The 12,373-nt window shown below is 64.2% G+C and carries 10 protein-coding genes; 2 read left to right on the forward strand and 8 right to left on the reverse strand.

Going from position 1 to position 12,373, the window contains the following annotated elements; translation table 11 throughout:
- Positions 1-59: 59 nt before the first annotated feature.
- Positions 60-1,100: a zinc-dependent alcohol dehydrogenase family protein gene (locus D3877_RS27610; protein ID WP_119833981.1), complete on the forward strand. Its 1,041-nt coding sequence runs from the start codon at positions 60-62 to the stop codon at positions 1,098-1,100.
- A 91-nt stretch (positions 1,101-1,191) separates the two neighbouring features.
- Here the strand turns inward: D3877_RS27610 and D3877_RS27615 are convergent, their stop codons facing one another.
- From D3877_RS27615 to D3877_RS27625, 3 genes are all read right to left on the reverse strand, one after another.
- Positions 1,192-2,394 carry a CaiB/BaiF CoA transferase family protein gene (locus D3877_RS27615; RefSeq protein ID WP_119833982.1) on the reverse strand — a complete coding sequence of 401 codons (1,203 nt, stop codon included), beginning with the start codon at positions 2,392-2,394 and terminating at the stop codon, positions 1,192-1,194.
- 69 nt (positions 2,395-2,463) lie between these two features.
- Positions 2,464-3,750, reverse strand: coding sequence for a 4-aminobutyrate--2-oxoglutarate transaminase (gene gabT, locus D3877_RS27620; protein ID WP_119833983.1), 1,287 nt, complete (start codon positions 3,748-3,750; stop codon positions 2,464-2,466).
- A 26-nt stretch (positions 3,751-3,776) separates the two neighbouring features.
- Positions 3,777-5,237 carry an NAD-dependent succinate-semialdehyde dehydrogenase gene (locus D3877_RS27625; RefSeq protein WP_199721017.1) on the reverse strand — a complete coding sequence of 487 codons (1,461 nt, stop codon included), beginning with the start codon at positions 5,235-5,237 and terminating at the stop codon, positions 3,777-3,779.
- 191 nt (positions 5,238-5,428) lie between these two features.
- On the opposite strand from D3877_RS27625, the gene D3877_RS27630 reads away from it, so the two are divergent.
- Positions 5,429-5,995 (forward strand): cupin domain-containing protein, encoded by a 567-nt coding sequence (locus D3877_RS27630; RefSeq protein WP_119833984.1) that lies wholly within the window; start codon positions 5,429-5,431, stop codon positions 5,993-5,995.
- A 65-nt stretch (positions 5,996-6,060) separates the two neighbouring features.
- On the opposite strand, the gene D3877_RS27635 is transcribed toward D3877_RS27630, so the two are convergent.
- The 5 genes from D3877_RS27635 to D3877_RS27655 form a co-directional block, all read right to left on the reverse strand.
- Complete coding sequence (locus D3877_RS27635; protein ID WP_199721019.1) at positions 6,061-6,891, reverse strand: ABC transporter permease; 831 nt, start codon at positions 6,889-6,891, stop codon at positions 6,061-6,063.
- The gene (locus D3877_RS27640) at positions 6,888-8,138 is read right to left on the reverse strand and encodes an ABC transporter permease (protein ID WP_119833985.1); all 1,251 of its coding nucleotides are present in this window, start codon (positions 8,136-8,138) and stop codon (positions 6,888-6,890) included. Before D3877_RS27640 ends, D3877_RS27635 begins: the two co-directional genes overlap by 4 nt.
- 243 nt (positions 8,139-8,381) lie before the next feature.
- Positions 8,382-9,428, reverse strand: coding sequence for an ABC transporter substrate-binding protein (locus tag D3877_RS27645; RefSeq protein ID WP_119833986.1), 1,047 nt, complete (start codon positions 9,426-9,428; stop codon positions 8,382-8,384).
- 64 nt (positions 9,429-9,492) lie between these two features.
- Positions 9,493-10,587, reverse strand: a complete 1,095-nt coding sequence (locus D3877_RS27650; protein WP_238475140.1) for an ABC transporter ATP-binding protein — start codon at positions 10,585-10,587, stop codon at positions 9,493-9,495.
- 310 nt (positions 10,588-10,897) lie between these two features.
- Positions 10,898-11,989 (reverse strand): TRAP transporter substrate-binding protein, encoded by a 1,092-nt coding sequence (locus D3877_RS27655; RefSeq protein WP_119833987.1) that lies wholly within the window; start codon positions 11,987-11,989, stop codon positions 10,898-10,900.
- Between the last annotated feature and the right edge of the window lie 384 nt (positions 11,990-12,373).

Below are 12,373 nucleotides of genomic sequence, written 5' to 3' on the forward strand. Positions count from 1 at the left end.
GAAAGCCAATTTCAGGGCGCTCCCGGTACAATGTTGGAACATTCCAAAAGGAGAACCCCATGAAAGCGGTGGTCTACGAAGCCTTTTCCACGCCGCCCCGGATCATGACCGTGCCCGACCCAACGCCGGAAGCGCACGGCGTCGTCGTCAAGGTGATGGCGACGGGGGTTTGCCGAAGCGATTGGCATGGTTGGGTTGGGCATGACGCCGACATCCAGCTTCCCCATGTTCCCGGTCATGAATTGGCCGGGATCGTCGAGGCGGTCGGCAAGAACGTGACGAAATGGAAAATCGGGGATCGGGTGACGGTCCCCTTCGTCGGCGGCTGCGGCGCCTGTCCCGAATGCCATTCCGGCAATCATCAGGTGTGCGACCGGCAATTCCAGCCCGGCTTCACCCATTGGGGATCCTTCGCCCAATATGTCGCCCTGCATCAGGCGGACATCAATCTGGTGCGGCTGCCGGACACGTTGGATTTCGCCACCGCCGCCAGTCTGGGATGCCGTTTCGTGACGTCCTTCCGCGCCGTCGTCGATCAGGGCAAGACATCCGCCGGTCAGTGGGTCGCCGTTCACGGCTGCGGCGGCGTCGGTCTGTCCGCTGTCATGATCGCCAACGCGGTCGGCGCCAACGTCGTCGCCATCGACATTTCGGACGAGAAGCTCGCCTTGGCCCGCGCGTTGGGCGCGGTCGCCACCGTGAACGCAGCCCAGACGCCGCAGGTCGCCGAGGCCGTCATCGAGATCACGCGGGGCGGCGCCCATGTCTCCCTCGACGCGCTGGGCCACCCCGCCACCTGCTTCAACTCAATCAGCAATCTGCGCAAGCGGGGCAAGCATGTGCAGGTCGGTTTGATGCTGGGCGACAACAGCACGCCCGCCATCCCGATGAGCCGCGTCATCGCGCAGGAGTTGGAAATCCTCGGCAGTCACGGAATGCAGGCCCATCGCTACGACGCGATGATGGAGATGATGCGGTCGGGAAAGCTGGCGCCCGAAAAGCTGATCGGCAAGACGATCACCCTGGAACAGTCGATCGACGCCTTGATGACCATGGACAAGTTTGAGGTCGCGGGCGTGACCGTGGTCACGGAGTTCTGAAACGGCGCTGGAGAGGTCCGCCTCGTGGCTGCGCCTCTCCAGCGGATTTTTGCCCGCGCGCCAACAAACACAGAAACCGCCAAACGGGCGGTCAGATCACGCCCTTCTCCCGCAACGCCGCGATGTCGGCCTCGCTGAGGCCCAACGCCTCGGTCAACACCGCGTCGGTGTGCTGGCCCAGGGTCGGCGGGGCGGCGTCATGGACCAGCGGGGTTTCCGAATAGCGGATCGGGCTGGCCACCGTCGGCACCGTCCCCAGCACCGGATGCGGCAAATCCTGGCGGATGTTGCGCGCCTGGACATGCGGATCGGCGAACACCGCCTCCAGATCGTTGATCGGGCCGCAAGGCACGCCAACCGCCTCCAGCGCGCTCAGCCAATCCTGGCTGTCGCGGGTCCGCAGCAGCTCTTCCAACTGCGGCACGAGTTCCTTGCGGTTGGCGACGCGGGCCGGGTTGGTGGCGTAACGCGAGTCCGCCGACAGATCCGGGCGACCGGCGACCTGACAGAATTTGGCGAACTGGCCGTCGTTGCCAACCGCCAGAATGATGAAGCCGTCGCGGGTGGCGAAGGCCTGATAGGGAACGATGTTGGGGTGGGCGTTGCCCAACCGCTGCGGCGCCGTGCCGCCGACCAGACAATTCATCGCCTGATTGGCCAGCACCGCGACCTGAACGTCGAGCAGGGCCAGATCGACCCATTGCCCCTGTCCGGTGCGGTCCCGGTGCGCCAAGCCGCCCATCACGCCGATGGTGGCGTACAGGCCGGTGAAGATGTCCGTCACCGCGACGCCGACCTTGACCGGCCCGGCCCCCGGCTCGCCATCGGGCAGGCCGGTGACGCTCATCAAACCGCCCATGCCCTGGATCATGAAATCATAACCGGCGCGGTTGCGGTACGGCCCGGTCTGGCCAAAGCCGGTGATCGAGCAATAGACGAGGCGCGGGTTGATCGCCTTCAGGCTGTCGTAATCCAGCCCGTATTTGACCAGCCCGCCAACCTTGAAGTTTTCAATGACGACGTCGGCCTGCGCCGCCAGCTTGCGGACCAGTTCCTGACCTTCCGGGCGCTCGAAATCAATGGTGATCGAGCGTTTGCCCCGGTTGGTGGAGAGAAAATAGGCGGATTGATCGCCCGCCCAGGGCGGCCCCCAGGCGCGGGTGTCGTCGCCAGCCCCGGGCCGTTCGACCTTGATCACGTCGGCGCCGAGATCCGCCAGCGTCTGCGCCGCCCAAGGGCCAGCCAGCACGCGCGACAGCTCCAGCACCCGGATGTGTGACAAAGGTCCGGCCAATTTTCTCTCCTCCCGTTTCTTTCTTGCCCCCTTTCCCGTTTTGGGAAAGGGGGGATTGGCGACCGCCTGTTACGCGGCCACCAGTTCTTCCAGAGAACGCTCGATGATGTCCAGACCTTCGTCGAGCACGGCGTCCGACACGGTCAGCGGCACCAGCACGCGGATGACGTTGCCATAGGTGCCGCAGGACAGCAGGATCAGGCCCTTTTCCGCCGCCTTGGCGACCAGCGCCTTGGTCAGGTCGGCGGCGGGTTCCTTGGTCTCGCGGTTCGTCACCAGCTCCATGGCGACCATGGCGCCCAGGTTGCGGACGTCGCCGACGACCGGCAGCGTGTTGCGCTGGCCCATGGCGCGGAAGCGGTCGGCGATGCGCTCGCCGATCACTTGAGCGCGCTCGCACAGCTTCTCTTCGTCGATCACGTCGATGACCGCCAGCGCGGCGGTGGTCGCCATCGGACTGCCCGCGTAGGTGCCGCCGAGACCGCCCGGAATCGGCGCGTCCATCATCGCCGCCTTGCCGGTCAGCGCCGACAACGGGAAGCCGCCCGCCAGGCTCTTGGCCATGGTGATGAGGTCGGGTTCGATCCCGGCATGTTCGACCGCGAACATCTTGCCGGTGCGGGCGAAGCCGGTCTGGATCTCGTCCACGATCATGACGATGCCGTGCTTGTCGCACAGCGCGCGGATGGCCTGGAGGAATTCCGGCGAGGCGATGTTGAAGCCGCCCTCGCCCTGCACCGGCTCGACGATGATGGCGGCGACGCGGGCCGGATCAACGTCGGACTTGAACAGGGTGTCCAGCGCCTTCAGGCTTTCGGCGACCGAGATGTCGCGGTAGGCGTTGGGGAACGGCACATGGTAGATGTCCGCCGGGAACGGGCCGAAGCCGACCTTGTAGGGCACGACCTTGCCGGTCAGCGCCATGCCGAGCAGCGTGCGGCCATGGAAACCGCCGGAAAAGGCGATGACCGCCGGGCGGCCGGTGAAGGCGCGCGCCACCTTGACGGCGTTTTCCACCGCTTCGGCGCCGGTGGTGAAAAAGGCGGTCTTCTTCGGCGTGTCGCCGGGAACCAGCGCGTTCAGCTTTTCCGCCAGCTCGACGAAGCTGTCATAGGGCGTGACCATCATGCAGGTGTGGGTGAAACGGTCGAGCTGAGCCTTGACCGCCTCCATCACCTTCGGGTGGCGGTGGCCCGTGTTCAACACGGCGATGCCCGCGCCAAAATCAATGTAGCGCTTGCCCTCAACGTCCCACATTTCCGAATTTTCGGCGCGGTCGATGTAGACCGGCAGGCCAGCGGAAATACCACGGGAGACGGCGGCGTCGCGCCGCTTAACCAACGACTGATTGCTCATGAGTCTGTTCCTTGATCCTGAAAGCGTCAGGCGCCGAGGCCGACGCAGAGATATTTGGTTTCCATGAAGTCATCGAGGCCGTACTTGGAGCCTTCGCGGCCAATGCCGGACTCCTTGACGCCGCCGAACGGGGCGAGTTCGGTCGAAATGATGCCTTCGTTGATGCCGACCATGCCGTATTCCAGCTTTTCGGCGACGCGCCAGACGCGCCCGATGTCGCGGCTGTAGAAATAGGCGGCAAGGCCGAATTCGGTGTCGTTGGCCATCTGAATGGCCTCCTCTTCCGTCTCGAAGCGGAAGAGCGGGGCGACCGGGCCGAAGATCTCCTCACGCGCCACGCGCATGGCGCTGGTGACGCCGGTGAGGATGGTCGGCTCGAAGAAGGTGCCGCCCAGTTCGTGGCGCTTGCCGCCCAGCGCGATCTTGGCGCCCTTCTCCAGCGCGTCGCCCATCAGCTCTTCCACCTTGGCGATGGCGTCGGCGTTGATGAGCGGCCCCTGGCTGACGCCGGGTTCCGCGCCGTCGCCGACTTTGAGCTGCTTGACCGCCTCGGCCAGCTTGGCGGTGAATGCCTCATAGACGCCCGACTGGACCAACAGACGGTTGGCGCAGACGCAGGTCTGACCGGCGTTGCGGTATTTCGACGCCATCGCGCCCTTCACCGCCTCGTCCAGATCGGCGTCGTCGAAGACGATGAAGGGGGCGTTGCCGCCCAGCTCCAGCGACACCTTCTTGACCGTGCTGGCGGCCTGCCGCATCAGCAGCTTGCCGATTTCGGTCGAGCCGGTGAAGCTGACCTTGCGGACGATGGAGCTGCTGGTCAGCTCGCCGCCAATCGCCGCCGGGTTCGACCCCATGACGATGTTGAAGACGCCAGCGGGAATGCCCGCGCGCGTGGCCAGTTCAGCCAGCGCCAGCGCCGACAAGGGCGTGTCTTCGGCGGGCTTGACCACCACGGTGCAACCCGCCGCCAAAGCGGGGGCGCATTTGCGGGTGATCATGGCGTTGGGGAAGTTCCACGGCGTGATCGCCGCGACGACGCCAATCGGCTCCTTCAGAACCAGGATGCGCTTGTTGCCCGCGAAGGTCGGGATGACGTCGCCATAGGCGCGCTTGCCCTCTTCGGCGAACCATTCGATGAAGGACGCGCCGTAGAGCACCTCGCCGCGCGATTCCGTCAGCGGCTTGCCCTGTTCGGCGGTCATCAGTTGGGCCAGATCCTCTTGGTTGGCGAGGATCAAATCGTGCCAGCGGCGCAGGATGGCCGCGCGCTCCTTGGCGGTCTTGGCGCGCCAGCCCGGCAGGGCGGCGTTGGCGGCGTCAATGGCCTCGCGCGTTTCCGCAGCGCCCATGTCGGCGACGTTGGCTATCACCGCGCCGGTGGCCGGGTTGGTCACGGCGAAGCTTTTGCCGGAGTCGGCGGCGCGCCACGCGCCGTTCACATAGCCCTTGGTCTGAAGAAGGCTCTGGTCGTTCAGCGACAGCATGTTCGATCCGCCCTGGATTGGAAGTTTGGCGACGGTCCGGCGCGCCCCCGATGGACGCTTACCGTTGGGACCACGAAGGAAAGCCTAGCATGTTTAATAAATTAAACAACCCCTGTTTAGCTGTTCATATTTTGATGACGGGGTTGCGGGAATCGGGTATTGCGTAAGGTTGAGGAACCAGGAGTCGGGTGATGGATTTCGATGTCGGCACACGGTTGAAGCAGATTCGCGAGCAACACGGCCTGTCGCAACGGGCGCTGGCGCAGAAGGCCGGCGTGACCAACGGCACCATCTCGCTGATCGAACAGAACCGCAGCAGCCCGTCCGTGTCGTCCCTGCGCAAGGTGTTGCAGGGCATCCCTATGTCCCTGGCCGAATTCTTCTCCTCCGACGATTTGCCGCCGCCCGAACAGATCTTCTTCAAGAACACCGAACTGGTCGAACTGGCCGAAGAGCTGAAGGGCACTGTCGGTCAGGTCTCGTTCCGGCAGGTTGGCGATCTGCGGGGCCGCAACCTCCAGATCCTGCACGAGCGCTACGCGCCGGGCGCCGACACCGGCCGAACCATGCTCCAGCACGAATCGGAGGAGGGCGGCATCGTCGTGAAGGGCAAGATCGAACTGACGGTCGGCGACCGCAAACAGATCCTGGCCCCCGGCGACGCCTACCTCTTCGACAGCCGCATCCCCCACCGCTTCCGCAACGTCGGCGACGAGGATTGCGAACTCATCAGCGCCTGCACCCCACCCTATTTGTAAGCGCCTTGCCCCCTCCCTAACCCTCCCCCGCTAAAGGCGGGAGAGGGAATAAGAAGTCCGACCGCTTACGGGGCGTTGCCCTTCAGCCGTTCGTTCCGGCGGCGCAGCAGTTCAATCATCGTCAGCAGACCAATCGAGATCACCGTCAGCACCACCGCCACGGCGGTGATGGTCGGGCTGATGTTCTCGCGGATGCCGCTGAACATTTCGCGCGGCAGGGTGCGCTGCTCCGGCCCGGCGAGGAACAGAACCGTCACCACCTCGTCAAAGCTGGTGGCGAAGGCGAACAGCGCGCCCGACGCCAAGCCCGGCAGGATCAAGGGCAGGATCACCCGGCGGAAGGTCATGATCGGCGGCGCGCCCAGCGAGGCGGCGGCGCGCGCCAGCGTCATGTCGAAGCCCTGCAAGGTCGCCGACACGGTGATGACGACGAAGGGCGTCGCCAGCGCCGTGTGCGCCAAAATCAGCCCCAGATAATTGCCGGTCAGCCCCAGCGGCGCGAAGAAGAAATAGACGCCGACCGCCGTGATGACGACCGGAACCACCATCGGCGACAGCACCAGGGCCAGCACCAGCGGCTTCCATTTGCTCTTCCACTGCGCCAACCCCAGAGAGGCCAGCGTCCCCAGCACCATCGACAGGATGGCCGAGGCGACGCCGATGATGGCGCTGTTCTTCAAGGACAGCATCCAGCGCGGCGAGTTGAGGAAATCCTCGTACCAGCGCAACGAGAAGCCGGGCAGCGGGTAGGTCAGATACGCGCCGGAACTGAAGGACAGCGGCACGATGGCCAGGATCGGCGCCATCAGGAAGACGAAGATCACCGACGACAGGACCACCGTCGCCAACCAAGCGTAGCGCTGGCTGGCGGTTTGCGTGGAATGATTCGCGCTCAATTCTTGAGACCTCCCGTCGTCTGGCGCCCCAGCGCCAACTTGCCATAGACCAGCGCCAGCACCAGCGTGGACAGCAGCAACACCGCCCCCAACGCCGAGGCCAAGCCCCAATTGACGGTTTCCGTGGTGTAAAAGGCGATGAAGGCCGAAATCATCTGGTCGCCCGCTCCGCCGACCAGCGCCGGAGTGATGTAATAGCCGATGGCCAGAATGAAGACCAACAGACAGCCCGCGCCAATGCCGGGAATGGTCTGCGGCAGGTAAATCCGCAGAAAGGCCGTGGCCGGAGGCGCGCCGAGCGAGGCCGCCGCCCGCATGTAGGCCGGGGAAATCGACCGCATGACGCTGTACAGCGGCAGGATCATGAAGGGCAGCAGCACATGGGTCATCGCCATGTAGACGCCGAAGCGGTTGTAGATCAGGCGCAGCGGCTCGTCGATCACGCCCAACCATTGCAGGGAGCCGTTGACGATGCCCTCGCCCTGCAAGATCACGATCCAGGCGCAGGTGCGCACCAGAAGCGAGGTCCAGAAGGGCAGCAGCACGAAAATCATCAGCATGTTCGACTGCGCCGTCGGCAGATTCGCCAGCAGATAGGCGACCGGAAAGCCCAGCAGCAAACACAGCGCGGTGACGCCGAAACCGATGGTGAAGGTGCGCGCGAAGACGTCGCGGTAGATCGCTTGATCTTCGGGCGTGGCGACGATGGCGCCGTTGACGTCGCGCGTCAGATCGACCGCGCCCAGCAGGTAATAGGCGGTCACGGGACCGCTGGCGCTTTTGATCGCCGCCCAGGTGGCCCGCTCGCCCCAGGCCGGGTTCAGCCCGATCAGGGTCGCCTTGGCCGTGCCGGGTTCCGGCGCGGTCTTCAGGTTGCGCGCGGTCGAGGTCAAAACGGTGCGGGATCCGTTGACGACGTAGTTCAACCGCTTGGCCGCCACGGCGACCGTCCCGGCGGCGCGCGCCGCCTGAAGATCGCCCGCCAGCGCCGCGAAGGCGGTTTCGCTCGGCAAATCCTGGCCGTTCCAGTCGGACAGGGCGGCGACGGTGTGGGGCAGCACCTGCGGCACCTCCCAATCATCGACCGACCGCCAGATCATCCCGGCGATGGGAATGACGAAGGTGAACAGCAGAAACAGAAAAAGCGGAAGCACCAGACCCAGCGCGCGAAGCTGCCGGGCGCGTTCGGCCCGCCTCAATCGACGCTTCAACGGCATCTCGGCGCCAACAACGATTGCGGCTGTCATCGGTGATGTCCTGTCGGATGGTCCCGTCACGCCCGCGAAAACGGGGATCCCACGCGACGCTCCACCAGGGAGGCCGCGCGACGATGGATCATGATCCCCGCTTTCGTGGGCGTGACGATGGTCTTGGAAACGCGGGCGTCGTCACCGACGGATCACCCTTTTGTGGGTTGGCGTCGGCGGGGCGCAACCACGCAACCCCCGCCGACGCCGAAACCCGACCGCCGAAGCGGTCGTCTCAGGACCTTACTTGGCCGCCCACTTGTTGAAGCGCTCGGTCAGACGGTCGATGTTCTCCAGCCAGAAGTTGACGTCGATTTCGGCGGCGTTCTTCAGGTTGGCCGGGGCCGTCGGCAGATCGGCCAGCAGGGCCGGGGCCAGCTTGGCCGGGGCGCCCTTGTTCGACGTGCCGTAGGCGATGCCTTCGGACAGCTTGGCCTGGTTCTCGGCCTTGCCGACGAAGTTCAGGAACTTGTGCGCGACCTCGACGTTCGGGCTGCCCTTCAGGATGACCCAGCTGTCGATGGTGAACAGCGCGCCGTTCCACACCATGCCGAAGTTCTTCTTTTCCTTCTTGTTGGCGGCGTCGATGCGGCCGTTGTAGACCGACGTCATCACCACTTCGCCCGACGCGAGGAGCTGCGGCGGCTGCGCGCCCGCCTTCCACCAGACCAGATCGCCCTTGATGGTGTCGAGCTTCTTGAAGGCGCGGTCGATGCCCGCCTCGGTCGCCAGCACCTTGTAAACATCCGCCGGGGCGACGCCGTCGGCGATCAGGGCGATTTCCAAGGTGGTCTTGGCGCCCTGGCGCAGCGCGCGCTTGCCCGGATATTTCTTGGTGTCGAAGAAGTCGGCCCAGCCCTTCGGCGCGTCCTTCAGCTTGTCCTTGTCGTAGCCAAGCACGAAGTCATAGACGATGGCGCCGACGCCGCAGGCGTTGACGGTGGCGGGCAGATAGGCTTCCTCGCCGCCGATTTTGGAATAGTTGATCTTCTCGAACAGGCCCTCGTCGCAGCCCAGCGCCAGCTCGTCGCTTTCGACCTGGACCACGTCCCAGGTGGACGCGCCGCCCTGGACCTTGGCGCGCAGAACGCCGACGCCGCCATCCCACGATTCATCGTTCATCGCCGCGCCGGACGCCTTGAACGGCTCGAAATAGACCTTCTTCTGAACGTCCTGATACGCTCCGCCCCACGACACGACGGTCAGGTCACGGGCGCTGGCGACCGACGCCAGAGCGGTGACGGCGGTAAAAGTCGCGGCGAAACCAAGAGCCAGCTTAAACTTCGACATGATCCCCGTCCTATGTCTTGTGGTTGTTGTTCGTCGATTGAGACCGACCGGAAAGCTCCCGCTTTCAGACCGGATCCAGCGCCCGACAATCTTCGGGGCGGAAGGCGATGGTCACGGCTTGTCCCTCCGACAGCCCGGAATAGGCGCCGGCGGGCAGCTTGACCATGAATTCATTGTTGCCGGGGGCAGCCAGCACCGCCAGCGTGTGGTCCCCCACATAAATCAAATCTTTCAACGTGGCTGGCAGCCGGTTGAACCCAACGTCGCCGTCGTCGCTGGTCAGCAACGACACCCGTTCCGGGCGCACCGACAAGGAGGTGCGCGCGCCGACGCCGCCGACATTCACCGCCGTCGCCACCACCGATCCACCGGCGGCCAACGCCACCCGGCAGAAACCCTGTTCGATATTTTCGACGGTTCCGGCCAACACGTTGCTTTCGCCGATGAAGTTGGCGACGAAGCTGTTGACGGGCCGCTCATAAAGCGCGTCCGGGCTGTCGATCTGTTGCACGATGCCGTCGTTGAACACGGCGATGCGGTCCGACATGGTCAGCGCTTCGCCCTGGTCATGCGTGACGTAAACGACGGTGATGCCCATCGTTTCGTGCAGACGCTTGATTTCCAACTGCATGTGTTCGCGCAGACGCTTGTCGAGCGCGCCCAGCGGTTCGTCCATCAGCACCAGCGCCGGTTTGAACACCAGGGCGCGGGCCAACGCGACGCGCTGCTGCTGGCCGCCCGACAATTGGCCGGGATGGCGCGAGGCGACATTCTCCAGCTTGATCATCTGCAAGGCCGCTGTGACCCGCTCCTTCACCTCGGCCTTGGACACGCCGCGCACCGTCAAGGGAAACGCGACGTTTTCCTCGATGGTCAGGTGGGGGAACAGCGCGTAATTCTGGAACACCATGCCGATGTCGCGCTTGTGCGGCGGCGTGTTCTTGATCGACCGATCACCGAGGAAAATCTCGCCATGGGTCGGAACCTCGAACCCGGCCAGCATCATCAGGGTGGTCGTTTTCCCCGAACCGGACGGCCCAAGCAGCGTCAGGAACTCGCCCTTGCGGATGTCGAGATCCAGGCTTTTTACGACCAAATGTTCGCCGTCGTAGGTTTTTTGCACCCCGACGAACCGCACCAACGCCTGCGTCGTCGCCATCATCCCGCCGTCCATCATCCTCTCCCGTCAGAGGTGACAAAAACCCGTCGGGCTAGCCCCGGTTCCTGTCCGTCTTTGTGGTCCCGACGGTAGCTGCGTTTAAGAAAATAGACAAGAGGAATGCTTATGTCGTGATCATTTCAACAGTGTGCCGTATTATTGTGCAGTTGCGAAGGCGTTGCCCACACTCCGAACAGCAGTTTGCGCCATCCGCAGGCGATTGAGAAGGCGAATGATGGGGGGCACGGATGACACACCGCCGCACTCCCCCACGACTCGCGCAGGCGACTCAGGGCTTAGCGGCCCACAGTCATCGACGTTGGGCCGACTGGCTGTAGACGAAGCTGTCAAAGCCGTTCTCGGCGACGCGGAACCACAGCCGTTCTTCCTCCAGGAAGGGCTTCCACGCCTCATACACTTTCTTGAAGCGCGGGTTGGTGGTGGCGATCTGGTCGTACAGATCGTAGGCCGCCTTTTCGCAGGCCTGCATCATCTCGCGCGGGAACATGCGCAACACGGCGCCGCCGCCGACCAGCCGCTTCAGGGCCGAAGCGTTGAGCGTGTCGTATTTGGCCAGCATCCAGGTGTTGGCCTCCCAACAGGCCATTTCCAGGACCGTACGGTAGGAGGCCGGAAGCTGGTCCCACGCCTGCATGTTGAACAGCAGCGGAATCTGCGCCGAGCCTTCCCACCAGCCGGGGTAATAATAGTTCTTCGCGACCTTGTGGAAGCCAAGCTTCTCGTCGTCATAGGGGCCGACGAACTCGGCGGCGTCGATGGTGCCGCGTTCCAGCGCCGGATAGATGTCGCCGCCGCCAAGCTGCTGCGGCACCAGCCCCAACGGGGTCAGCACCTGACCGGCCAGCCCGCCGATGCGCATCTTCAGGCCTTTGAGATCGTCCGTCGATTTGATTTCCTTGCGGAACCAGCCGCCCATCTGCGCGCCGGTGTTGCCCGCCGGGATGTTCAGGATGTTGTACTCCTTGAACTGCTCCCGCATCAGCTCCAGCCCGCCGCCGTGCATCATCCACGCCATGTGCTGGCGGGTGTTCAGGCCGAACGGCATCGCCGTGTCAAAGGCGAAGGTCGGATCCTTGCCGACGTAGAAATAGGCGGCGGACTGGCCGCATTCGACAGTGCCGTTCTGCACCGCGTCCAACACCTGAAGCGCCGGGACGATTTCGCCCGCCGCGAAGGTGCGGATCTGGAATTTGTTGTCCGTGGCGGCGGCCACCCGCTTGGCGATGAACTCAACCGCGCCATAGATGGTGTCCAGGCTTTTGGGATAGCTGGAGGCGAGGCGCCATTTGATCTCGGGCTGGCTCTGCGCGATGGCGGGAGCGGCAACCGTGCCAGCGGCAAGGCCGACGCCAGCGGTGGTGAGGAACGCGCGCCGTTTCATGATGGTGTGTCTTCCCGGTGCAGTCTGGTTGATCCCGCATCATAACGCGGACCATCGCCAGCGCGACCACCACACACATCCGTTTTCGGAATGTCAGCCCCTCAAACGAAAAATCCAGCCGCTTGGGCTGGATTTTCTGCGACGCAGCATTATCTTTGTTTTTAGCGCCTTGTATCAGGCGTTTCCTCCCCAAACTCGGGCCGCAGGCGTATAGCTAGCGGCCTTTTGCTTTTTGCGCAATACGCTGAACGTCAGTGCGGCGAACTTTTTTCATGGGCGCGAGCGAACCGCTGGCGTCGCCGGTGCGCAAGCGTCGAAATCTTCAACCTTCCATTGTTGCGCGCGCCTTGACGCGTGTGGGATTCCAGCGTCGGAAAAGATCGC

Origin of the sequence: Azospirillum cavernae (genome assembly GCF_003590795.1) — a bacterium.
Taxonomy (GTDB): domain Bacteria; phylum Pseudomonadota; class Alphaproteobacteria; order Azospirillales; family Azospirillaceae; genus Azospirillum; species Azospirillum cavernae.

Bases quoted from the DNA above. Each gene is read 5' to 3' on its own strand.
- D3877_RS27610 (WP_119833981.1), top strand. From the start codon at position 60: ATGAAAGCGGTGGTCTACGAAGCCTTTTCCACGCCGCCCCGGATCATG.
- gabT (WP_119833983.1), bottom strand. From the start codon at position 3,750: ATGAGCAATCAGTCGTTGGTTAAGCGGCGCGACGCCGCCGTCTCCCGT.
- D3877_RS27625 (WP_199721017.1), bottom strand. From the start codon at position 5,237: ATGCTGTCGCTGAACGACCAGAGCCTTCTTCAGACCAAGGGCTATGTG.
- D3877_RS27630 (WP_119833984.1), top strand. From the start codon at position 5,429: ATGGATTTCGATGTCGGCACACGGTTGAAGCAGATTCGCGAGCAACAC.
- D3877_RS27640 (WP_119833985.1), bottom strand. From the start codon at position 8,138: ATGACAGCCGCAATCGTTGTTGGCGCCGAGATGCCGTTGAAGCGTCGA.
- D3877_RS27645 (WP_119833986.1), bottom strand. From the start codon at position 9,428: ATGTCGAAGTTTAAGCTGGCTCTTGGTTTCGCCGCGACTTTTACCGCC.
- D3877_RS27650 (WP_238475140.1), bottom strand. From the start codon at position 10,587: ATGGCGACGACGCAGGCGTTGGTGCGGTTCGTCGGGGTGCAAAAAACC.
- D3877_RS27655 (WP_119833987.1), bottom strand. From the start codon at position 11,989: ATGAAACGGCGCGCGTTCCTCACCACCGCTGGCGTCGGCCTTGCCGCT.